Genomic DNA, 22,395 nt, shown 5'->3' on the forward strand with positions numbered 1-22,395 from the left:
TTTTTCGCCGCCGTCATGTTATACTATAGTTGAGGTGCATCGGCATGGAAAAGAAAAAGGTGGCCGAATGGCTGGCGCAAGGAAGCATCGCCGTCCCGAAGCTGCTGCTTGGCCACTACAAGCAGCTTGGGTTGGGCGAGGGGGAGCTCGTCTTGCTTTTGCATATGCAGTCGTTTTTCGAAGAAGGTGTCTTGTTTCCGACGCCGGCTGAGCTGGCTGAAAGAATGACGGTCTCGGCAGCGGAATGCATGGAGATGGTGCGTCGGCTCTTGCAAAAAGGGATGATCGCGATTGAAGAGCATACGGATGAACAAGGCATTCGCAACGAAAAATATACGCTTGAACCGCTTTGGGAGAAGCTCGTGCATCATTTGTACACCCACGCAGCTCAACAGGGGGAACTCGGCCGGCAGGAGGAAGAGGAGAGCTTATACACCGTTTTTGAGCAGGAGTTTGGCCGCCCGCTCTCCCCGTTCGAGTGTGAAACGCTTGCGATGTGGATCGATCAAGACGGTCATGAGCCGGCCATCATTAAAGCGGCGCTGCGCGAAGCGGTGCTGTCGGGGAAGTTGAATTTCCGCTACATCGATCGGATCTTGTTTGAATGGAAAAAGAACGGCATTCGCACGATTGAACAGGCGCACGACTACGGCAAAAAGTTTCGCAAGCCGTCCTCCCGTTCGGCGAAACAGACGGCGGGAGAATTTAAACAGACGATCCCGTTTTTCAATTGGCTCGACTCGTAACGAGAGAGGCGCTGTCTCTCGTTTTTGTTTGTCCAAAAATGGCCAATCGAACCGGTAAAAGGTGTCTTTTTGTTCGGGCCAATATGGCAATAAGGAGGAGACGAGGTGCTGACAAAGCAACAAATCCGCTACTGTTTGGATGAGATGGCCAAAATGTTTCCGGATGCGCATTGCGAGCTGGTGCACCGCAATCCGTTTGAGCTGCTGATTGCGGTTGTTTTGTCGGCGCAATGCACCGATGCGCTCGTCAACAAGGTGACGAAACGGCTGTTTGAAAAATATCGGACGCCGCACGATTATATGGCGGTGCCGCTTGAGGAGCTCGAGCAAGATATCCGCTCAATCGGCTTATATCGGAACAAAGCGCGAAACATTCAAAAGCTGTGCGCGATGTTGATGGACAAGTACAACGGCGAAGTGCCGCGCGACCGCGATGAGTTGATGAAGCTGCCGGGAGTCGGGCGGAAGACGGCGAACGTCGTTGTGTCCGTTGCGTTCGGCGTGCCGGCCATCGCGGTTGATACTCACGTCGAGCGCGTCAGCAAACGACTCGGCTTTTGCCGCTGGGACGACTCGGTTTTGGAAGTTGAAAAGACGCTGATGAACATCATCCCAAAAGAAGAATGGTCGATCACCCACCACCGAATGATTTTTTTCGGCCGCTACCATTGCAAGGCGCAGTCTCCGCAATGTCCGTCATGTCCTCTTCTTCCTTTATGCCGTGAAGGAAAAAAACGGATGCGAAAACGGGAGGAAAAAGCGGCAAATCAGAAGTGAACGGAGCCGTGAAAGGGCTTGGTGAAGAAGGGCCAGCAGCATGCCGGTCGGTCATGAAAAAACGGATGGCTTTTGCGCCATCCGTTTTTTTTGGGAATGCAACGGTTATGGACGGGTGCCAAGACCCGCTCCGGATCCGTTTTTTAACGGCGGGGAGACAGGCGACGTTCCGCTGTTTGCACCCGTTCCACCGTTCGTTCCGTTCGTTTGGCCGCTGTTGTTCGTTCCTTGGTTGTTTGTTCCATCCGTTTGGCCATTGTTTTGGTTGGCCCCGCCGCTGTTGCCATTTTCTTGTCCGCCGCTTGCGCCGCCGTTTTGTTCATTGTTGTTTCCCTGACCGTTTTCGTTTCCGTTATTCCCGCTGTTGCCTTGATCGGTGCCGCCGTTTTGCCCGCCGCTGCCTTGGCTGTCATCCCCCGGTTGTTGTGGCGCGGGAGTTTGATCTTCGCCACCGGGGACATGAACGCTGGCTATGGCCGGTTTGCTCATTCGTTCGCCGTCTTTTGCGTACACGGCGATTGTGTACGTCCATCCTGGCGTCGGATTGGAAATCGTGATCGAACGGTCTTTTGTGGTGATCGTATTCGTTTGACCTTGGCCATCTTTGACGCGCACCTCGAAGATCGTCTCATCGGTTTGCTCATCGTATGACCACGAAACCGAGATGGCGTTCGCCGCTTGGTCGTACACAGCGGTCAACCCTTTCACCGTCGGCAGTTCTTCCGGCACGTCGTTCGCCGTCTCCGTCGGCTCAGTGCCGCGCACGAACAATTCATACGTAATTTCGCTTTCCGGCGTGTATTTGCCGGCAAGTTTCGGCGGGTTCGTGCCTTTTTTGATCGGCAATCTGACGACGCTCTCCGGCTGCTTGAAGCTTCCGCTGCCGTCATCGATGTGGGACATTAAGTTTTTCAACAAGTATTTCGGGATTTTTTGTTCCTCACTACTAAGCTTTGCCGTGCTGCTTCGCTTGCTGAAGCCGACCCAAATGGCTGCCGTATAGTTTGGCGTATAGCCGACAATCCAGCTGTCCGGCACATCATCGCGGTCAAGCCCAAATTTCGCGCCGTCTTCGCCATAGTTTGTCGTTCCTGTTTTGCCCGCGAGCTCAAGCCCTGGGACATTAGCCAACACGCCGGTTCCGGAGCGGATGACCGACTTCAGCACATCGGTGATCATGTAGGCGGTATAATCATGCATCACCCGTTTCGGTTTCGGCTGCAAATCCATTTCCGTGCCGTCCGGGAAGACGATTTTTGTCACCGCATACGGCTTCGTATAGACGCCGTTGTTGCCAAACGCGGCGTAGGCGCCGGCCATTTGCAGCGGCGACACGTAGTGAGACACCCCGCCGATGGCGTAAGGATCGTACACTTCATCAAAGCCCATGCCGAGCCGGTTAGCGAATTCTCGCGCCCGTTCTTTGCCGACGGCTTGGAACGTTTTTAATGCCGGGATGTTGCGTGATTTTGCCAGTGCCGTCCGCAAGGTGATCGGCCCCATATATCCCCCGCCGGCGTTGCGGATTGGCGTGCCGTCTGAATACGTATACGGTTCGTCAACTAGGATGTGCGCGGTTGACCATTTTAAATATTCAATCGCAGGCCCGTAGTCCAAAATCGGCTTGATCGTCGAACCGGGCTGGCCGACGGGCTGGATCGCGTAGTTGAAGCCAAATTCGATGTTGCCGCGGTTGCGCCCGCCGCCCAACGCACGGATGGCGCCCGTCTTCGTATCCAAAACGGCGATGCCGGATTGCAAATCTTTTTTATTGGTGAAGTATCGGCCGGAATTTAATAGTTTTTCCACATACTCTTGGGCGTTTTGGTCAAGTGTTGTATAAATTTTCAGTCCGTCTTCAAAGACGTTGACGTTCGCCTTATCTGTCACTTCTTTGATCACTTCATCAATGAAGGCGTCATATGGTACGTCATTTTGCGTTTTTTTCCGTTTCGCCAACATCGATTGAATGGGCACTTGTTTCGCTTTTTCCGCTTCTTCTTCGCTGATGAAGCCGTGTTTCGCCATAAGCGACAATACGGTGTCACGCCGTTTTTTCGCTGCTTCCGGATGGTCGTACGGATTATACCGGTTTGGGGCCTGGGGCATGCCAGCGAGCAAAGCTGCTTCCGGAAGAGTGAGTTTTTTCAAGTCTGTCTTGCCAAAATAATATTCGGCGGCGCGTGCGACGCCATAAATGCCGTCTGAATAATAAATTTTGTTCAAATACATTTCCAAAATTTCATGTTTCGAATATTTTTGTTCAAGCTGCAGCGCGAGCCACGCTTCTTGCGCTTTCCGTTCCAACGTTTTCTTTGATGAAAGGAATGTCATTTTCACGACTTGCTGGGTGATCGTGCTGCCGCCTTCCGCCCCAAATCCTTCCTTGATGTTGGCGAGGACGGCGCCGGCCAAGCGGACGATGTCGATCCCGTGATGTTCATAAAAGCGGGCGTCCTCTGTTGCCAAGACGGCATCTTCAAGCACTTTCGGCACGTCTTTATACGAAATGTACGTTCGCTTGTAGCCGCCAAGCTCCGCTACTTGTTTTCCATTCATATCGTACAAGACGGAAGAAAGCGGATCTTTAATTTTGGCCTCATCCAGCGGAGGAGCGTCCTTAACGAAATAGGCGAAAGTGGCAATACCCCCGATGGCGCCAAGAACCATCATCAGCAATATCGCAATGGCGACGGTTTTCAACCATGACCTTCCTCGTTTCTTTTTGGCTTTCTTCTGTTTGGTCTGTTTCGCTGCCTGCTTTCGTTCTACGCGAGAACGATATTCACCAGACATAAGCAAATCCTGCCTTTCTTACAAGTTTTTACTTCAACGGGTGAAGTACACGTTGTCTACTACACTAATATAATCAATTCTCGGCTGGTAGCCAAGCGGAATGGAATGTCCATGCCGTTCGATCTTTTGTTTCGGAATCGACTTTCGTCCGCCGGCTTCCTGTTTGTTCCACCAAGCGATCAAATGAGAGGCGTCAAGCAAATACGTTTCATTGAGCAAAGAAAAACGCAAAATCGCAAAACAAATGCCGCCGTGGGCGATGACTTGCTCCATATGGCGGATTTGATGAGCGTGGAAATTTTTGAGCGGAAACGCCGTTTTGTTTCTCGTCTCCTTTGCCTCAAAGTCAATGTATTTGCCGCGATAGACGCCGTTGTAGTCGGTCGTCGACGCTTGTCGGAAGTAGGCTTCGGTAATGACGGCGGCGCTCCGTTTCGGATAGTCGACGCGCACGATTTGCACCGGGGTCGGCTTTTTATGGATGACCGCGATGCCGCGTTCCCGGTAATATTCATTGGTCGCGTTTAAGTCGTCTTCGAGCGTCATGCCGCGGTTCGCATAATCCGCCGCCGGCCGGATCGCAGCGTTCGGCTTGTTTCCGCGATACTCTTTTCCGTTCGGGTATTTGAGTGCCATCGCGTTCATCTCCTTTGAATGGTTTTTATTATACCATACGCTTTGGTCATATGTGCTCTTTTCTTTTCCTCCTTTCGACTGAAGGCAAGCGAAGGAGGTCAATGTCGAATGGCGGCTGCTTGCCGCTTTCTTTGCCGAATTCGTTCTACTTTTGTCGCTGCGGCAGGAGTCGTCCTTCCCGCCGCGAATGGAATATCATCATGCGAGAAATGGGGGAGAGGGAATGGAAAAACGGCTCGTGAAAAAAGAGGAGATCGAAAAGCAGCTGCAGGAAATTGTGGCACTCATTGAGCAAGTTGATGCGAAAATGGAAAAAGTGATCGCCGATGTCATCGAAGAGCGTTATGCGCAAAATCAAGCGCAGCTCGGGCGCCTTGAAGGGCAGATCGCCGGCGTGGAACAGCGGCTTGAGAAGGAGAAGCAGAGCGCTGCACTTCGGCTTTCGTCGAAATTGTATTTCGTGTAAGCCGGCCGGTATGGTATGATCAAATAGAAGCGCATCGCGGCAAAACGCATCCGTTCCCCGGGCCATAGGACACATGGGCAAACCGGATTTGCCGGCATGGATAAGGAGGAGTCGCCATGGAAAAAGAGCTTAAGGCGTTGACAAAGCGGCTGCAACAATACAACGAACAGCTGCTTTTGATCGCCCGGCGCGCCCGCGAGCGGAACGAGGAGCCGGATTTTTTTGGCGACGTGAAACCGATGGCCGAAGAGGTGCAGGCCGTTGTTGAACAGTGGAAGGACGCCGCTTCCTGCTGGGTCCGCCATGCGCGGCCGAAATATGTCCATGAGCGGCAAATTGAGGCCGCCGCCGACCATATGGCGAAGCTGTGCGTTGAGGCCTTTTATCCATCCGTCCCTGAGCGCCGCATCAAGCAATACAGCCAAGCCGTCGCTTATACGCTGGCGCTTGTCAGAAAACGGCTTGACGACACGAGCGAAGCAGACAAGGAGCGGCTTTGACGGAGCAGGAGAAAGCGGTCGCACGGAAAAAGGGGCTGACCCAAAACGTAAGTGCGTTTTGGATCAAGCTCCTTTTTTGTTTTATCCTCCTGAACCAATTCATCCCCCGCTTCCAGGCGTGAGGGTAAGAGGGATAAGTAGGGGATGAATCGGTATGGGTCATCGCTCTTCCTCTTGCTTCCGCAGAATAGAGGGGGTAAAAAAACGTGGGACGCACGGGGATGGCTTGATGAACAGCCTGCCGTGGGGCAGGTGTTCCCAAGAATCTCCCACCTCAAGGCTCAAGCGTAGGTGGGAGAGCGTTCAAGTGTCTTTGCCTGTTGTGATCGAGACAGGGCCGCCTTCTGCAGCAGCGACGGTGTTGATCTCGTATTCGACCCGCTCCGTATGCTTGGGCGGCACTGGTTTTCCATGTTTCGGCTTTTCATGGTCATGGCCTTTCAATTTATGGTTAAAGTGGACGCCTCGACCCATCGCCAATCCCTCCTTGTACGACAATTCCTCTTGCCTCTTTAGGGTGGGAAGAAACATCGTTTTTTATGCGTCTTGAGGAACAGGGGCAAAAAAAAGAAGGGAAAAGCTCCCTCATCGTCCTACAGCCCAGCGTATTCCCCTGCTTCATCCGGCTGAAAGGCGCCGGCTTTTTCGAGCTCACGCACGAGATCGCGGTACTCGGCGAGCGAAATTTCCCCACGCAAATACAGACGGCGGGCAAAATCAAGCAGTTCGTTCGCCTCAGCCGGTTCGCAATGTTTGACCGCCATAAACTTATGCTTTAACTCTGTCACGTTCATTGATGCTTTTCCCCCTTCCCCCTTTTTTACATCGTACCATGAAAATAGGAAGAAAGAATGATTTCGGAAAATTAAAACTTCCGACAAGAGGTGACATGTCCGTACACGTCGTCAGGCGTTTGCACATATACTAGTGGCAGCTCGCCTCCTTAGCCTAGGGGGAATCGATTATCAAACATGGGGGAGAGGAGACATGCACCGTTATCCGCGCCCAGTTTCGCCGTCGGTTTATGGACCATACGGCTCAGGCGGCCATTATAGTCCTTATTTTCACTATGGGGTTTCATCCTTCCCATCGACGCCGGTTCACTGGCCTCATCTTCCGTCCGGCCATGCCGCGCCTCTTTCATATCCAATGCCGTATCCAAAGCCAGGGCCGCTTTTGCCGCCGCCGCGCCCATCGTTTCTTGCCCAGTTTAAAAACAGCGACGGAACGTACGATATCAACAAAATGATGAGTACGGTGGGGCAAATGATCAATACGGTCAATCAAGTGAATGGCGTGTTGAAAGGATTGCTCGGTACGTTTAAAAAATGAAACCGCGTCATGGCGCGACGGTCGAGCGCGCTTGAAAAAGGGAAACCGCTCCGCCGTTTGCACGGGGAGCGGTTTTCACGCTGTCAAATGAGCAGCTCATACACTTCATTAAGCTGATATACGCGCTCATAATCGCGCTCATCCATCGCATAGCGGATTTCATGGGGCAAAATGCGGTCCAAAAAGGCGCTTTCTTCTTGCGTCAAGTCGCGGACAAATTCCCCTTCGCCTCGGTATGGTTTGCTGATCAGTTTTTTGTAAATGCGTTTTGGGGTGTCGCCGTGGTGATCCAAATAGTTGGACAGCACTTCGCGCAAGTAAGCGAGTGTTTGTTCCATCATCGTCCGCCCCCTTCAAAAAAAGAGACAAACTCTTTGCTTGTGTTTGTGCGGTCTTGGACGTACGGATTTTCTTCCGTCACGCGGTCCGGGTCGAGGTTTGTTTTGATGACAAGCATCGGCTCATCCGACGGCTCGTTGATCAGTCGGTCGTTCAATTGTTTGAAATCGGGCAGTTTCGCCATTCGTTTTGCACCTCCTATCAGTAGCGTAGCTTGTCAGCCGAGAAAGTATGTATGCATCGTTTTGGCCGCGGCAAGGCAAGCGAATGGCAAACCATAAGGGGGCGGCGGTGACAGACCGCAACGACAACGGGAAGCGGAAAAACAAATACACGAACAACCGTGAGGAAATCGCCAACGAATGGATGATCAAAAAAGGAACGCCGGAAGAGGGCGAACGTTCCGGAATTTCACTCCATAAACAATAGAAGATGGACAAGAAACAAGCCGCTCCCCATGCAGGGAACGGCTTGTTTCACGCCCAAGCGCGGCGCTGGCCGTTGCCAAAATGGTTTTTGAACGCATACACAGGCTGGATCGTCTTCAATCGATATCGATATATTTCCGTTTTTGCGGCAGCCGGATGGTGAGCGTCCCATTTTGAAACGAGGCTTTCACCTCATGCTCAGCGACCGGATACGGAAACGGAATCAGCCGCGCCACGCGCCGCCGTGCGTGGCGTCGTTCGTATACATGGCCGTGATGATCTGCCGATTCAATGGTTTCATGGTGATCGACGATCAACTGCAGCCCATCTTCCTGCCATTGCAAGCTGATTTGTTCCCTTTTGATGTCAGGCAGCCGGACAATGATTTGGTAATCGTGCTTCGTCTCTTTCACCTCGATCGGAATGTACGCAGCAGCAAACGTTTGTGCGAAATAGTCATCGAGCGTTTCAAACAGTTTTTGCAGCGGCCGTTCATCAAACCATTGATTCATCATTTTCCGCAAATGATGGAACGGGTGATGGCCTTCCCCATTGGCTGGTGGTTGAAACGATTCATTCATTGCGCTTCCCTCCCTTTTTTCAAAACAGCGAAATGATTCTGTCGGGACGCTTGCCGATTGGCAAGGCGATTCACTGTCAATGTATGTACGGAGCGAAAAAAAGCTACTCCGTACTTTTTTAGGGAGCTTTCATCTTGTTTTAACCCAGACGGAATATAATGACACCACCATCCATGAGGTGCACATCAATAACGCTGTCGGTTGTCCGGCGGCGGGAGGAGGGATGGCGCGATGCATTGGATTCATTGGCTGGTGACATTGTTTTTTTCTGGAACAGCCGTGTCGCTTCTTTCCTATCAAGCGTTGGAAATCGTTCAAGCCATTGTCGATTGGATCGTTGACCGCCACTCGTAAACAGCTGCCTGCACCGCTTTTGGCCGATTCATTTTTGAGGGCGTCTCGAACAGGCGCCCCATTCTTTTTTGACTGCTGGCTGCCTGTTGGCGGTGGACGATTTGTTGTGTATAGTGAAAGATGTATAAAGTGAAAGCAAACAGCCGCAATGAAGGAGGAGCAGCTGATGAACGGACGTATTTTATTGATTGAAGATGAGGCCGGGCTCGCCCGGTTTTTGGAGCTTGACTTAAAGCATGAAGGCTTTGACGTGCATGTGTGCGCCGATGGACGCGAAGGGCTCGAGCTCGCTCTTTCGGAGCAGTGGGATCTCATTTTGCTTGATGTGATGCTGCCGAGTCTCAATGGCATGGAAGTATGCCGCCGCATCCGGGCGGCGAAATCGACGCCGATCATGATGATCACGGCGCGCGACAGCGTGTTTGACCGCGTCATGGGGCTCGATAACGGGGCCGATGACTACATCGTCAAACCGTTTGCCATTGAAGAGCTGCTCGCCCGCATCCGCGCCTTGTTCCGCCGCGTTCATCCGGAAGCGAACGCCCAAGTGTTGACGTTTAAAGATTTAGTCGTTGACGTGCAGGCGCGCACGGTGAAAAAAGGAGACGAGTTTATTGAGTTGACGAAGCGGGAATACGACTTGCTCGTCGCCTTTATGCAAAACATCAATGTCGTCTTGACGCGTGATGCGCTCCTTGACAAAGTGTGGGGGTTCGACGCCGAGGTTGAGACGAACGTCGTTGACGTCTATGTCCGCTATTTGCGGCAAAAGCTTGACGAACACGATAAAGAGCGATACATCCAAACAGTGCGAGGCACGGGATATGTGATGCGGCCATGAAGAGGGAGGCGATTCGCCGGCTTTCGCTGAAAGGGAAGCTGACTATTTTGTCCGCTGGGGCGATTTTCATTATGTATTTTGTGTTTACGTTTTTGCAATATCATGTGGTGAAACAATGGCTGCTGAAAGAAGAAGAAAAAACGATGGAACAAACGGTGGCGGAAATTGAAACCTATTACGCGGAAAAACGTAATCTATCATGGGAGGAAATTCACCGCAGCCGCACGTTTTTGGAAAAGCTGAATGAACGCTACCAGCTCATTCGCATCACGGATGAGAAAGGAAACGTCATCGTCTCCGTTTCCAATGGGGCGGCGGTGTCGCTATCACCGAGCGAGATGCCCGACAAGCGGAAGATGGATGAGCATTTCATCAACAATGAGCGATTTTTGCTGCTCCGTCAGCCGCTTCATATCGGCAACTTGCATGGAACGATCGAAATCGCCCGCCGGCTGGCAAGGTTTCAGCAAGTGACCAATACGCTCTTTCTCATCATGACGGCGATCGGCTTTTTGGCCATGGCGGCAAGCGCTGTCGCCGGCCGGTTCGTGGCGCAAAGTTTCGTCCGGCCGCTGCAAACGCTGGCCAAAACGATGGCGGACATTCAAAACAACGGGTTGAAACAGCGCATTGATGTGCCTCCGGCGCGCGATGAAATCGCGGAACTGATGGTGATGTTCAACGGCATGATGGATGAAATTGAGCGGTCGTTCGCCATGCAGCGGCAGTTTGTCGAGGATGCGTCCCATGAACTGCGCACGCCGCTCGCCATTTTGCAAGGCCATCTTTCGTTGCTGCAGCGATGGGGAAAGCACAATCCAGAGATTTTAGAAGAATCGCTCGAGGCGGCGGTGAAAGAAGCGGAGCGGCTGAAGCGGCTCGTTCTCGAGCTTCTGGACTTGTCGCGCGCCGAGGCGATCACGGTGCCGGATGAGGTCGCGCCGATGGATGCCGCGGCGGCTGTCGGACAAGTCGTCAAAAATTTCCGCGTCTTGCACCCGGATTTCCAATTTCTGATTGACCAGCCGGATAAGCCGATGGCGCGCGCGGCGATGGCGAAGCATCATTTTGAACAATTGCTGTTCATTTTGCTTGACAATGCGGTAAAATATTCTCAGCGAGTGAAACAAATCGCGATTTCCTTGCGCGAGGAAGGGCCGTTTGTCATCGTGTCCATCCGTGATTATGGCATCGGCATTCCGAAAGAAGAGCTGAAAAACGTTTTTTTGCGCTTTTACCGCGTCGACAAGGCGCGCAGCCGCGAACAAGGCGGCGCCGGGCTCGGCCTTTCGATTGCCAAGGAAATCATCGATAAGTACGGCGGGCAAATTGTATTGGAAAGCGAAGTTGGGAAAGGAACGACGGTGGAGCTCGCCATTCCGAAAGCGGAATAGGAGAGGAGCGTGAGGGCAGTGGGACATCCCCATGAGGAAGAGGCGGCAAGCAAAAAAGGGATTCATCACCTCGTTGAGAAATTCCGCAAGCGCGGGGTGAAAATCGCGACATGCAAACCGCGGACGATGATGTCACTGTCATGTTTAGATGAGATTGAGAAAATGAGAGGATGAATCGAAGGAAAGAAAATGGAAGCGAAACAACGCATCATTCCGGCCATTAAAACGATGAAGCAATTTGACGCCTTTTTGTCAAGCGGTTACACGATCGGCGTGTTGCTTGAGGTGCATATTGCCCAGTTAAAAAGCATCTTTGCCTATGCGCGCCGGCATGGCAAGGAGTTGATCATTCACGTCGACTTGGTGCAAGGGCTGAGCCATGATGAACATGCGGCGGAATACCTTTGCCAAGAGTTCCGCCCGCATGGCCTCATTTCCACGAAAGCGGGCGTCATCATGAAAGCGCGGCAAAAGCACGTGCTCGCCGTGCAACGCATCTTTTTGCTCGATTCTCATGCGTTGGAGAAAAGCTATCAGCTGATCGCCAAAACGAATCCGGATTGCATTGAAGTCATCCCGGGCGCCATGCCGCACATCATCCGCGAAGTGAAAGAACGGACCGGAAAACCGATTTACGCCGGCGGCCTCATTCGCACCCCGGCCGATGTCGAGCAGGCCTTGGAAGCCGGCGCGGCGGCAGTGACGACGTCAAACGAAACGCTTTGGCGCCATTATGACCGACCCCGCGGTGAGGAAGCCGGTGGAAGTTGTTGAAGCGTCGAGCTAGCCAAACGGGCGACGATCTGTTATAATGGAATCAACAAGTTAATTACCAGTCAGGAGACATGGAGAGACCATGCATGCATGGTAGGCGTCATGCTTATCGTGTTTGCGATGGTCTCTTTTTGTCTTTTTTACAAAGGAGGAGTTTGACATGGCGTTCTCAAGCAAACAGCGGAGCGATGTTCTTCAAGCGATGAGTGAAAAACAATATGATCTTCTCGTCATCGGCGGGGGGATCACCGGCTCGGGCATCGCCCTTGATGCCATCTCGCGCGGCATGACGGTCGCGCTTGTCGAGATGCAAGATTTCGCCGCCGGCACGTCAAGCCGGTCGACGAAGCTCGTTCACGGCGGCTTGCGCTACTTGAAGCAGTTCGAGGTGAAGCTTGTCGCGGAAGTCGGGCGCGAACGGGCGATTGTGTATGAAAACGGCCCGCACGTCACCACACCGGAGTGGATGCTGCTGCCCATTTATCGCGGCGGGACGTTCGGCAAATGGAGCACGTCGATCGGCCTTTGGCTGTATGACCGGCTGGCCGGCGTCAAGCAAAGCGAGCGGCGCACGATGCTGGATGCCCGGCAGACGTTGGAAAAAGAACCGCTCTTAAAGCGCGACGGCTTGATCGGCGGCGGCTATTACGTCGAGTATCGGACCGACGACGCCCGTTTGACGATCGAAGTGATCAAAAAAGCGGTCGAGCTTGGCGCCGACGCCGTCAACTACGTCAAAGCCGAACAGTTTTTATACGACGAGCGCGGCCGCGCAATCGGCGCCCGCTGCCGCGACATGCTCGGCGGCCTCTTGTATGACATCCGCGCCAAAAAAGTCGTCAATGCCGCCGGACCTTGGGTCGATGCGCTGCGCGACAAAGACGGATCGAAAACCGGCAAGCGGCTTCGGCTGACAAAAGGCGTCCATATCGTCATCAATCAAAAGCGTTTTCCGCTCAAGCAGGCGGTCTATTTTGACACTCCGGACGGCCGGATGGTGTTTGCCATTCCGCGGGATGGGAAAACGTATGTCGGCACGACCGATACATTTTATGACGATGACCCGGCTCATCCGGCCATGACCGAAGAAGACCGTGATTACTTATTGCAGGCGATTCACTACATGTTCCCGTCTGTCGGCGTCACCGCCGATGATGTCGAGTCGAGCTGGGCTGGCGTCCGTCCGCTCATTTATGAAGAAGGGAAAGACCCGTCGGAAATTTCCCGCAAAGACGAGATTTGGACATCGCCATCCGGCCTCATCACGATCGCTGGCGGCAAACTGACCGGCTACCGGAAAATGGCGGAAACGGTCGTTGACCTCGTCGCCAAACAATTGGAAAAAGAAGAGGGAAACACGTTCCGCCCGTGCCAAACGAAACAGCTGCCAATTTCCGGGGGCGATGTCGGCGGCTCGCACCGGCTGCCGGTCTTCATCGCCGAAAAGGCGAAGGAAGCGGCGCGCTATGGGCTGACAGAAGAACAAGGGGCGCGGCTGGCAAAACAGTACGGCACAAATGTCGACCGCCTCTTTGCCTTAAGCAACGAGTACGACCGATCGTCCGGCTTAACGCGCGAAACGTTCGTCCGCCTCGTCTACGCCATCGAGGAAGAAATGGCGGTCAAACCAGTCGACTACTTCATCCGCCGCACCGGAGCGCTGTTGTTTGATATTGATTCGGTCCGGCGTGAGAAAGAGGCGGTTGTTGCGTTTATGGCGCGGTATTTTGGGTGGACCGAGGAAGAGCGGGACATGTATGGGAAGGAACTCGATCAGGAACTGCGGCGTGCGGTGTTGGCGGAGGAAGGATAGGAGTGAATGATCCTTTGAAGGAAATGATGAGCGCCTGAATCCAGGGCGCTTTTTCGATGGATTTTTTCGTAAAAATTAAGTAAAATTTAAACAAAAACAAAGCGGGGGAAGAGAATGTCAGTTGCATACAATCCGCAAACGAAGCAGTTTCATTTGCGGGCGGGAAAGGCGAGCTACGTGATGCAGCTTTTCCGCTCCGGCTATTTGGCGCATGTCTATTGGGGAAAAGCGGTGCGCGATGTTCGAGGCGCGCGGGCGTTTCCGCGGCTCGATCGCGCGTTTTCCCCTAACCCCGACCCATCCGACCGCACGTTTTCGCTCGATACGCTGCCGCAAGAATATCCAGCCTATGGGAATACCGATTTCCGGGCTCCGGCGTATCAAGTGCAGCTTGAGAATGGCTCGACGGTGACCGATTTGCGCTACAAAACGCACCGCATTTACAAAGGGAAGCCTAGACTGAACGGGCTGCCGGCGACATACGTGGAGCATGAACAGGAAGCGGAGACGCTCGAAATTGTCCTTTTAGATGCGCTGATCGGTCTAGAGGTCACGTTGCAGTATACGGCGTATGAAAAATGGAACGTCATCACGCGCGCGGCCCATTTTGAAAACAAAGGCGGCGAGCGGTTGAAGCTGCTGCGCGCGCTCAGTATGAGCGTCGATTTCCCAACTGCTGACTATGATTGGATCCATCTCCCCGGAGCGTGGGGGCGCGAGCGCTGGATCGAGCGCCGCCCGCTTCTGACCGGCGTGCAAGCGGCGGAAAGCCGCCGCGGCGCGAGCAGCCACCAACAAAACCCATTTATCGCGCTCGTCGCCAAAAACGCCGATGAACACCAAGGCGAAGTATACGGGTTCAGCTTGGTGTACAGCGGCAATTTTCTCGCCCAAATCGAGGTGGACCAGTTCGGCACTGCCCGCGTCTCGATGGGGATCAACCCGTTTGATTTCACATGGCTGCTTCAGCCGGGTGAGTCGTTCCAAACGCCGGAAGTGGTCATGGTTTACTCCGACCAAGGGTTGAACGGGATGTCGCAAACCTACCACGAACTGTACCGCACCCGCCTGGCGCGCGGCGCGTTCCGCGACCGCGAACGTCCGATTTTAATCAACAATTGGGAAGCGACGTACTTTGATTTTAACGAAGAAAAAATCGTCAACATCGCGAGAACAGCAGCGGAGCTTGGCATCGAACTGGTTGTGCTTGACGACGGCTGGTTTGGGGAGCGCGACGACGACCGCCGTTCGCTCGGCGATTGGATCGTCAACCGGCGCAAGCTTCCAAACGGCTTGGACGGGTTGGCGAAACAAGTGAACGAACTCGGGCTGCAGTTCGGCTTATGGATCGAACCGGAAATGGTGTCGCCAAACAGCGAGCTGTACCGGAAACATCCCGACTGGTGCCTCCATGTGCCGAACCGCCCGCGCTCTGAAGGAAGAAATCAGCTTGTGCTCGATTATTCCCGCCAAGACGTGTGCGACTATATGATTGAAACGATCTCGAACGTGCTTGCGAGTGCTCCCATCACTTATGTGAAATGGGACATGAACCGCCATATGACGGAAATCGGTTCGGCCGCCCTGCCGCCCGAGCGCCAGCGCGAAACGGCGCACCGCTATATGCTTGGGCTCTATCGGGTGATGGACGAGATCACCGCGCGTTTTCCGCACATTTTGTTTGAAAGCTGCTCAGGAGGCGGAGGGCGGTTTGACCCGGGGATTCTCTATTATATGCCGCAAACATGGACGAGCGACAACACCGACGCCGTCTCGCGCCTGAAAATCCAGTACGGCACAAGTCTCGTTTACCCAGTGAGCGCCATGGGCGCCCACGTCTCGGCCGTGCCGAACCACCAAGTCGGGCGGGTGACATCGCTCACGATGCGCGGCCATGTGGCGATGTCAGGCAACTTCGGCTATGAGCTCGATATCACGAAATTGACGGAAACAGAAAAACAAATCATCAAGGAACAAGTCGCGTTTTACAAGGACGTGCGCCGCCTCGTCCAGTTCGGTACGTTCTATCGGTTGTTAAGCCCATTTGAGGGCAATGAAGCAGCATGGATGTTCGTCTCTGCCGACCGCTCGGAAGCGCTCGTCGCCTACTTCCGCGTTCTGGCCGAAGCGAACGCCCCGCTGTCATACGTGCGCTTAAAAGGTCTTGACCCGAATCAAGACTATGAAATCGAAGGCCTTGGCGTCTACGGCGGCGACGAGCTGATGTATGCCGGAGTGGCGGTGCCGCACCGCTTGGGCGATTTTATCAGCATGATGTGGCGATTGAAAGCCGTTCAACGTTAGGAAGGGATGCTGCCGCTCGAGCCTATGCAACAGCCCAAAACGATTCGAACCCGGTGTCGCTTAGACATCGGGTTCGAGTTGTTTAAGCTTCTCGATAATGCGCCGCTTCCGATAAAGCATCTTCCCGGTTTCGGCGATGTCTTCCATAAACGATTTGTTAAACAGCGAACCGAAAATGACGCCGATGATCGGAACGGCTTGAAACAGCTTTTTCCACCCGTACTGGTCGCGGAACGTCATCATCACTTCCCGCCAGCCTTGCAGTTCGGAAAAGACGCGCCCGCGTTCATGGGAGAACGACGAAAGTTCGTCCAAAATCGCTTTTTTCCCGACAATGTCCGCCGCGGCAAACTGCAGGCATTTGACGACAAACACGCGCTCCTCTTTTTCCTTCGGGTCATATCCGTACACGATGGCGATCTCTTGCAGCGTTTTCAGCGCTAAGCCGAGAAGCGCCGGAATGTCCACCGCCAGCGTCAGCGCCCCGCCCATTCCAGTCGCCGCCCCTTGCAGCTGGGCGAATGTGACGCGCGCATCGATCAACTCGTCGCAAACGCGATCCATCGTCGCAAGCGGCAAGTGCGGCACCTCGGCCAACGACGATACGCCAAGCTTGTCCAATACCTTTCCTTCATTCACCAAGTATTGCCCGCCGCTTTGAATATAGCTGCCCAGCTCATCAAGCAGCTGCCCAAGTTTTCGATGGACGATTTTGGGGGTCAGCTTATCGAGCACTTGAAACGGCAAGCGGCCGAGCTTTTCCCAAAACCATAGGTCTTTTTGGGAGTGTTCCCACTGTTCGATTTGCTTTAGTTCTTTTTGCAGCTCCAGTATGGCATCCATGCTTGGGCCTCCTGTTCCTTCTTTATGTTTAGGATAAGTTGATTGTAACGAATTATACGGATGAAGGAAGGGCTTTGTTTCTAACAAGAAGCTTGTCGGTATAATCAAAATCGGAATTTTTCGTTGACGGATAGTAAAATTTTAACTAAAATATTTATTAGACTAGATGACCTTAAGGAGGCCTTTTCATGATCGCAGCTTTAAAACAACAATTTACCCAACTTTTTGGCGGCTCGGACGAAGCCATCCGCACCTTCTTCGCCCCCGGCCGCGTCAATTTGATCGGTGAGCATACGGATTACAACGGCGGGCATGTGCTGCCGTGCGCGCTTGCGATCGGCACGTATGCGCTTGTTCGGCAGACGAAAGAGCCATTTGTCCGCTTTTATTCGCAAAACTTCCCGGAAACGGGAGTGATCACGGTCTCTTACGACGACTTGTCTTATCGTCGCGAACACGGCTGGGCGAACTACCCCAAAGGAATCTTGGCTGCGTTTCAAGCGCTTGGCCCGCTTGAGACCGGATTGGATATTTTGTATTACGGCACGATCCCGAACGGCGCCGGGCTGTCGTCATCGGCGTCGATTGAGCTTGTGACCGCGGTGATGCTCAACGAACTGTTCAGGCGCGGGCTTGATCAGCTGGAGCTTGTGAAAATGAGCCAAAACGTAGAAAATAAATACGTTGGGGTCAATTGCGGCATTATGGATCAGTTTGCCGTCGGCATGGGGAAACAAGATTGCGCCATTCTATTAAACTGCCAGACGCTCGAGTACCGTTATTTGCCGCTCGTGCTCAACGATTGTTCGATTGTCATCGCGAACACAAACAAAAAGCGCGGCTTGGCGGACTCGGCGTACAACGAGCGGCGGGCGACGTGTGAGGCGGCGCTCGCGAAGCTGCAAAGCGTGCGGAACATCGCCTCGCTCGGCGAGCTGACAAGCGCGGAACTGGCCCGTTATGCACATCTTCTTTCTCCGCTTGAACAAAAACGGGCCCGCCATGCGGTGACGGAAAACGAGCGGACGCTTGAAGCCGCCCGGGCGCTTGAGCGGGGAGACCTGATCCGCTTTGGCGAGTTGATGAAACAGTCGCATTTGTCGCTGCGCAATGATTACGAAGTGACAGGCGTTGAACTCGACACGCTCGTTGAAGCGGCATGGTCGCACGAAGGAACGGTCGGGGCGCGCATGACTGGAGCGGGATTCGGCGGCTGCACGGTGAACATTGTGAAAAAGGCATGCGTTCAAGATTTCATTGAACGGGTCGGAAACGCGTATGCCGAAAAAATCGGTTATGAAGCAAGCTTTTATGTCGTTGAAGTTGGCGGCGGGGCGAGGGAACTGATCGAACAGGAGGAGATGAGCCAATGATTTTAATTTGTGGTGGGGCAGGGTATATCGGCAGCCATGCGGTGTACCGCCTGATCGAAAAAGGCGAGAACGTGGTCGTGGTGGATAACTTGCAGACGGGGCACAAAGAAGCGGTTCACCCTGATGCGGTGTTTTGCCAAGGCGATATTCGCGACCGCGAGTTTTTGCGCGAGGTGTTTCGCCGGCACGACATTGAGGCGGTCATTCATTTTGCGGCGAACTCATTGGTCGGCGAAAGCATGGAAGAGCCGCTGAACTATTACGACAACAATGTGTACGGGACACAAGTGTTGCTTGAAGTGATGAGAGAATTTGGCGTCAAGCAAATCGTCTTTTCTTCAACCGCCGCGGTGTATGGGGAGCCGAAACAAATCCCGATCATCGAAACCGATCCGACCGAACCGACAAACGCGTACGGAGAAACAAAGCTTGCGATGGAAAAAATGATGAAATGGGCGGACCGCGCCTATGGCATCCGCTCGATTTCGCTCCGCTACTTTAATGTCGCCGGGGCGTACGGCACGACAATCGGTGAGGACCACAACCCGGAGACGCATCTCATTCCATTGATTTTAAAAGTGCCGCTTGGCCAGCGCGAGGAAATTTCCATTTTCGGCGATGACTACGACACGCCCGACGGCACGTGCATCCGCGACTACATTCATGTGCTTGATCTCGTCGATGCCCATTGGCTGGCGCTCGAGAAATTGCGGAGCGGGGCAGACAGCGATGTATACAATTTAGGCAACGGAAATGGATTTAGCGTCAAAGAAGTGATCGAAGCGGCGCGGCAAGTGACCGGACACCCGATCCCTGCCCGCGTCGTGGCGCGGCGACCGGGCGACCCGGCGAGGCTTGTCGCTTCATCGGAAAAAGCGAAGCGCGAGCTTGGTTGGGAACCGAACTACCCGTCCATTGCGGACATTGTCGCGTCGGCGTGGGAATGGCACAAAGCGCGGCCAAACGGCTATCGGGGTGTGTGAGCGATGGAACGAATTTGGACGGCGATTGAACAACTGATCCGTTATGCCGAGCAACGCGGCCTTTTAGCGCCGGAAGATGTGGTGTACGCGCGCAACCGCCTGTTGGCCACGCTCCGGCTCACGGAATGGCAGCCGGCCGAGGTCAAGGACGTTCCCTTGGCTTCGCCGGCCCCGGTATTGGACGCTATAATTGATTGGGCGTATGAACAAGGATTGTTGGAAACGAATACCACAACCGAGCGCGATATATGGGATGCGAGACTGATGGACTGCGTCATGCCGCGGCCGTCGGAAGTGATCCGCGCCTTTTACGAGCGATACCGCCGCAGCCCGCAGGAGGCGACGGACTGGTTTTATTCGTTGAGCCAAGCGTCCAATTACATTCAAACGGCGCGCATCGCGCAAAATCAGCAATGGAAAGTGTCGACCGCCTACGGTGAATTGGACATCACCATTAACTTGGCAAAGCCGGAAAAAGACCCGAAGGAGATCGCCAAATTAAAAGAGATGCCGTCATCTTCGTATCCAAAATGTGTATTATGCAAAGAAAACGAAGGATATGAAGGAACATGGCGCCATCCCGCCCGTTCCAATCATCGCATCATCCCGATCACGTTATTGGATGAACAGTGGTATTTCCAATATTCTCCCTACGTGTACTATCATGAACATTGCATCGTCTTTTCCGCCGAACATGTGCCGATGAAAATGGAGCGGAAGACGCTTGAGCGTTTGCTCGATTTCGTCGAAAAGTTCCCGCACTATTTCATTGGCTCAAACGCCGATTTGCCGATTGTCGGCGGCTCGATTTTAGTGCATGATCATTTCCAAGGAGGGTGCTATCCGTTTGCGATGGAAAAGGCGGAGATCGAAGAGTGTATCCCGCTGCCATCGTTTCCGTCCGTCACCGCCGGCATTGTGCGCTGGCCGATGTCCGTCATCCGTTTGACTGGACCAAAAGAGGACGTGTTGGATGCGGCTGCCTTTTTGTATGAAACATGGCGGACGTACAGCGACCCAAGCGTCGAGATTATGGCCTACAGCGGCGATGTTCCGCACAACACGATCACCCCGATCGCCCGGCGGCGCGGCGATTTGTTTGAGTTGGACATCGTGTTGCGCAACAATCGGACATCAGCAGAACATCCGTACGGCATTTTCCATCCGCATGAAGAATTGCATCATATTAAAAAAGAAAATATCGGCTTGATCGAAGTGATGGGGCTGGCGGTGCTGCCGGCACGACTTGCCGTGGAACTGGAGACGCTGGCCGATTATCTCGTGCATCGGACAAAGAAAGAAGACTGGGACGAGGCGATGCTGAAACATTGGGATTGGTGCGAAGCCATTCGCTCGGCCTATCCAGACATCACGAAGGACAACGTCCATGACATTTTGCGGCACGAAGTCGGACAACGGTTTGTGACCGTGTTGGAACATGCCGGGGTGTTTAAACGGGACCAAAACGGGAAAGAGGCGTTTCACCGCTTTATGCGCCGTGCAGTGGAGCGCATGTCGTCTCTTGTTTAAATGCGGCGAAAAAACGCGTTTCATATGAAACAGAAAGGGGGCGCGAACAGACGATGGCTACGCTAAAAGAAATCGCGGAAAAAGTCGGCGTTTCGGTCGCGACGGTGTCGCGCGTGCTTAATTACGATGCGACGCTGTCCGTTTCCGATGAAACGAGAAGGCGCATTTTTGAAGTCGCCCAAGAGCTGAACTACAAAACATTGCGGGAACGAAGCCAGCAAGCGCGCGAATCGTTTCGCTTCGGGCTCATTCACTGGTATTCGGAGCGCCAGGAAATCGATGACCCCTATTATATGGCGATTCGCCTTGGAGTGGAAAAAGAGTGTTTTGACCGCGGCATCGAACTCGTCAAATTGTTTAAACAGCACGGCGCCTATCCGATCGAACGGATGGAGGCGCTCGATGGCATCATCGCCGTCGGAAAATTCGGGCCGAAGGAAGTCGAGGTTTTTGCCACCGGGGCCAAACAAATTGTGTTTGTCGACTGTTCGCCTGATGAGCATCGGTTTGATTCAGTCGTCATCGACTTGCGTCAAGCGACGGTGACGGTGCTTGATTATTTGCTTCGGTTAGGGCATACGAAAATTGGTTATATCGGCGGCCGGGAATATGTCGACGAAGGGACGCCAATCTGCGATGAGCGCGAAGCAGCGTTTTACGAATATTTGTATGTCAAAGGACTGTATGATTCCCGCTATGTATGGATCGGCGCCTTCACGGCTGAAGATGGCTATCGGCTGATGAAAGAGGCCGTTTCAGGCGGCGACCTGCCGACGGCGTTTTTCATCGCCAGCGACTCGATGGCGATCGGCGCCCTGCGTGCGCTGCATGAAGCCGGGATCGCTGTTCCGGAAGAGGCGGCGATTGTCGGATTCAATGATATTCCGACGGCCGCATTTCTTCACCCGCCGCTTTCGACGGTGAAAGTATATACAGAATTTATGGGGGAAACAGCGGTTGAGCTGCTCATCGAACGGTTGACGACGAAACGAGCGATTTGCAAAAAGGTCGTCGTGCCGACAGAGCTCGTCATCCGCTCAAGCAGCGAGGGCAACGAAAAGGGGAGCGGTCGATAAGCCGCTCCCTTCCGCCTTAATGGAACTCGATATCAACGCGTTTTTTCGTTCCTGTCGTTGTTTTCGGGATATGAATGTCCAGCACGCCGTTTTTGTACGTCGCGCGAATGTTTTCCGTCGCCGCATCCGCCGGCAGGGTGATCGACCGTTGGAAGCGACCGAAGAAGCGTTCACGCCGGTGCATTTGTTCTTCTCTTACATCGTGGTGCCGCTGAATCGTGCCGCTGATGGTCAACATGTTGTTCTGCACGTCAATGTGCACATCCTCTTTCCGCTCCAGCCCCGGCAAGTCGCACGAAACGACGTACTCGTTTTCCGTTTCATGCATGTCGATGCGCGGCATCCAGTGCTGCTCATCCATATGAGTGAACAGCGATGGAAAATCACTAGCAAAAAAGCGGTTCATATCCCGGCGAATCGATTCCAAGTGCCGGAACGGGTCATACGGAATTAACGCCATAGCTGCTTTCCTCCTTGCCAGCAAGAAATGTTTTTCCGCTCAGTAGTGT

26 protein-coding genes are annotated in these 22,395 nt (G+C 53.6%); 17 read left to right on the forward strand and 9 right to left on the reverse strand.

The features are described 5' to 3' along the window. Nucleotides 1–44: 44 nt before the first annotated feature. Both B9L19_RS07460 and nth read left to right on the forward strand, forming a co-directional pair. A complete protein-coding gene (locus B9L19_RS07460) occupies nucleotides 45–746 on the forward strand; it encodes a DnaD domain-containing protein (RefSeq protein WP_013144925.1) in 702 nt (233 codons plus the stop codon). Between the two features lie 105 nt (nucleotides 747–851). Further along, a complete protein-coding gene (nth, locus tag B9L19_RS07465; RefSeq protein ID WP_025948461.1) occupies nucleotides 852–1,523 on the forward strand; it encodes an endonuclease III in 672 nt (223 codons plus the stop codon). 105 nt (nucleotides 1,524–1,628) lie between these two features. Here nth and B9L19_RS07470 read toward each other — a convergent pair whose 3' ends face one another. Then, on the reverse strand, nucleotides 1,629–4,319 hold the full coding sequence (locus B9L19_RS07470) for a penicillin-binding protein 1A (protein ID WP_025948460.1): 2,691 nt from the start codon (nucleotides 4,317–4,319) through the stop codon (nucleotides 1,629–1,631). Between the two features lie 33 nt (nucleotides 4,320–4,352). After that, nucleotides 4,353–4,955 (reverse strand): Holliday junction resolvase RecU, encoded by a 603-nt coding sequence (gene recU, locus B9L19_RS07475; protein WP_025948459.1) that lies wholly within the window; start codon nucleotides 4,953–4,955, stop codon nucleotides 4,353–4,355. Nucleotides 4,956–5,178: 223 nt separating this feature from the next. Here recU and B9L19_RS07480 point away from each other — a divergent pair, with 223 nt between their 5' ends. Together B9L19_RS07480 and B9L19_RS07485 are read left to right on the forward strand one after the other, a co-directional pair. Beyond that, entirely contained in the window at nucleotides 5,179–5,421 is a 243-nt protein-coding gene (locus tag B9L19_RS07480; RefSeq protein ID WP_025948458.1) for a hypothetical protein, read from the forward strand. 116 nt (nucleotides 5,422–5,537) lie between these two features. Then, complete coding sequence (locus B9L19_RS07485; protein WP_025948457.1) at nucleotides 5,538–5,921, forward strand: YppE family protein; 384 nt, start codon at nucleotides 5,538–5,540, stop codon at nucleotides 5,919–5,921. A 303-nt stretch (nucleotides 5,922–6,224) separates the two neighbouring features. Here B9L19_RS07485 and B9L19_RS18985 read toward each other — a convergent pair whose 3' ends face one another. Both B9L19_RS18985 and B9L19_RS07490 read right to left on the reverse strand, forming a co-directional pair. Next, nucleotides 6,225–6,395, reverse strand: a complete 171-nt coding sequence (locus B9L19_RS18985) for a hypothetical protein (RefSeq protein WP_167372770.1) — start codon at nucleotides 6,393–6,395, stop codon at nucleotides 6,225–6,227. 119 nt (nucleotides 6,396–6,514) lie between these two features. After that, a complete protein-coding gene (locus B9L19_RS07490) occupies nucleotides 6,515–6,715 on the reverse strand; it encodes a YppF family protein (protein ID WP_025948456.1) in 201 nt (66 codons plus the stop codon). Between the two features lie 193 nt (nucleotides 6,716–6,908). Between B9L19_RS07490 and B9L19_RS07495 the strand changes: the two genes are divergently transcribed. Beyond that, a complete protein-coding gene (locus B9L19_RS07495; protein ID WP_025948455.1) occupies nucleotides 6,909–7,253 on the forward strand; it encodes a YppG family protein in 345 nt (114 codons plus the stop codon). A gap of 83 nt (nucleotides 7,254–7,336) precedes the next feature. Here B9L19_RS07495 and B9L19_RS07500 read toward each other — a convergent pair whose 3' ends face one another. Both B9L19_RS07500 and B9L19_RS07505 read right to left on the reverse strand, forming a co-directional pair. Beyond that, nucleotides 7,337–7,591, reverse strand: a complete 255-nt coding sequence (locus tag B9L19_RS07500; RefSeq protein WP_011231646.1) for a sigma-G-dependent sporulation-specific acid-soluble spore protein CsgA — start codon at nucleotides 7,589–7,591, stop codon at nucleotides 7,337–7,339. Then, complete coding sequence (locus B9L19_RS07505; protein ID WP_025948454.1) at nucleotides 7,591–7,776, reverse strand: hypothetical protein; 186 nt, start codon at nucleotides 7,774–7,776, stop codon at nucleotides 7,591–7,593. Before B9L19_RS07505 ends, B9L19_RS07500 begins: the two co-directional genes overlap by 1 nt. 83 nt (nucleotides 7,777–7,859) lie before the next feature. Here B9L19_RS07505 and B9L19_RS18990 point away from each other — a divergent pair, with 83 nt between their 5' ends. Beyond that, nucleotides 7,860–8,021: a hypothetical protein gene (locus tag B9L19_RS18990; protein ID WP_167372771.1), complete on the forward strand. Its 162-nt coding sequence runs from the start codon at nucleotides 7,860–7,862 to the stop codon at nucleotides 8,019–8,021. Nucleotides 8,022–8,136: 115 nt separating this feature from the next. Here B9L19_RS18990 and B9L19_RS07510 read toward each other — a convergent pair whose 3' ends face one another. After that, nucleotides 8,137–8,601: an Hsp20/alpha crystallin family protein gene (locus B9L19_RS07510; RefSeq protein ID WP_047752897.1), complete on the reverse strand. Its 465-nt coding sequence runs from the start codon at nucleotides 8,599–8,601 to the stop codon at nucleotides 8,137–8,139. Nucleotides 8,602–8,832: 231 nt separating this feature from the next. Between B9L19_RS07510 and B9L19_RS19530 the strand changes: the two genes are divergently transcribed. From B9L19_RS19530 to B9L19_RS07535, 7 genes are all read left to right on the forward strand, one after another. Then, nucleotides 8,833–8,955, forward strand: a complete 123-nt coding sequence (locus tag B9L19_RS19530; protein ID WP_256363770.1) for a hypothetical protein — start codon at nucleotides 8,833–8,835, stop codon at nucleotides 8,953–8,955. A 166-nt stretch (nucleotides 8,956–9,121) separates the two neighbouring features. Next, nucleotides 9,122–9,796 carry a response regulator transcription factor gene (locus B9L19_RS07515; protein ID WP_013144934.1) on the forward strand — a complete coding sequence of 225 codons (675 nt, stop codon included), beginning with the start codon at nucleotides 9,122–9,124 and terminating at the stop codon, nucleotides 9,794–9,796. Continuing rightward, nucleotides 9,793–11,190, forward strand: a complete 1,398-nt coding sequence (locus tag B9L19_RS07520; RefSeq protein ID WP_047752898.1) for a HAMP domain-containing sensor histidine kinase — start codon at nucleotides 9,793–9,795, stop codon at nucleotides 11,188–11,190. Before B9L19_RS07515 ends, B9L19_RS07520 begins: the two co-directional genes overlap by 4 nt. Nucleotides 11,191–11,199: 9 nt before the next feature. Then, nucleotides 11,200–11,364 (forward strand): hypothetical protein, encoded by a 165-nt coding sequence (locus B9L19_RS18995; RefSeq protein WP_155836594.1) that lies wholly within the window; start codon nucleotides 11,200–11,202, stop codon nucleotides 11,362–11,364. A gap of 15 nt (nucleotides 11,365–11,379) precedes the next feature. Further along, nucleotides 11,380–11,964, forward strand: a complete 585-nt coding sequence (locus B9L19_RS07525) for a glycerol-3-phosphate responsive antiterminator (protein ID WP_047752899.1) — start codon at nucleotides 11,380–11,382, stop codon at nucleotides 11,962–11,964. A 160-nt stretch (nucleotides 11,965–12,124) separates the two neighbouring features. Then, nucleotides 12,125–13,777, forward strand: coding sequence for a glycerol-3-phosphate dehydrogenase/oxidase (locus B9L19_RS07530; RefSeq protein ID WP_047752900.1), 1,653 nt, complete (start codon nucleotides 12,125–12,127; stop codon nucleotides 13,775–13,777). 114 nt (nucleotides 13,778–13,891) lie between these two features. Further along, entirely contained in the window at nucleotides 13,892–16,081 is a 2,190-nt protein-coding gene (locus B9L19_RS07535) for an alpha-galactosidase (protein WP_047752901.1), read from the forward strand. 60 nt (nucleotides 16,082–16,141) lie between these two features. On the opposite strand, the gene B9L19_RS07540 is transcribed toward B9L19_RS07535, so the two are convergent. Further along, nucleotides 16,142–16,924, reverse strand: coding sequence for an EcsC family protein (locus tag B9L19_RS07540; RefSeq protein ID WP_047752902.1), 783 nt, complete (start codon nucleotides 16,922–16,924; stop codon nucleotides 16,142–16,144). Between the two features lie 188 nt (nucleotides 16,925–17,112). Between B9L19_RS07540 and B9L19_RS07545 the strand changes: the two genes are divergently transcribed. From B9L19_RS07545 to B9L19_RS07560, 4 genes are read left to right on the forward strand one after another with little or no spacing between them, the layout of a single operon-like run. Further along, a complete protein-coding gene (locus B9L19_RS07545) occupies nucleotides 17,113–18,297 on the forward strand; it encodes a galactokinase (protein ID WP_089113886.1) in 1,185 nt (394 codons plus the stop codon). Further along, nucleotides 18,294–19,280 carry a UDP-glucose 4-epimerase GalE gene (gene galE, locus B9L19_RS07550; protein ID WP_047752904.1) on the forward strand — a complete coding sequence of 329 codons (987 nt, stop codon included), beginning with the start codon at nucleotides 18,294–18,296 and terminating at the stop codon, nucleotides 19,278–19,280. The genes B9L19_RS07545 and galE overlap by 4 nt, the downstream gene beginning before the upstream one ends. Before the next feature lie 3 nt (nucleotides 19,281–19,283). Beyond that, on the forward strand, nucleotides 19,284–20,810 hold the full coding sequence (galT, locus tag B9L19_RS07555; RefSeq protein WP_047752905.1) for a UDP-glucose--hexose-1-phosphate uridylyltransferase: 1,527 nt from the start codon (nucleotides 19,284–19,286) through the stop codon (nucleotides 20,808–20,810). A 53-nt stretch (nucleotides 20,811–20,863) separates the two neighbouring features. After that, entirely contained in the window at nucleotides 20,864–21,886 is a 1,023-nt protein-coding gene (locus tag B9L19_RS07560; RefSeq protein ID WP_047752906.1) for a LacI family DNA-binding transcriptional regulator, read from the forward strand. 16 nt (nucleotides 21,887–21,902) lie between these two features. Here B9L19_RS07560 and B9L19_RS07565 read toward each other — a convergent pair whose 3' ends face one another. Continuing rightward, on the reverse strand, nucleotides 21,903–22,346 hold the full coding sequence (locus B9L19_RS07565) for an Hsp20/alpha crystallin family protein (protein WP_025949014.1): 444 nt from the start codon (nucleotides 22,344–22,346) through the stop codon (nucleotides 21,903–21,905). Nucleotides 22,347–22,395: the final 49 nt, after the last annotated feature.

This window comes from Geobacillus thermocatenulatus, assembly GCF_002217655.1.
GTDB lineage: Bacteria > Bacillota > Bacilli > Bacillales > Anoxybacillaceae > Geobacillus > Geobacillus thermocatenulatus.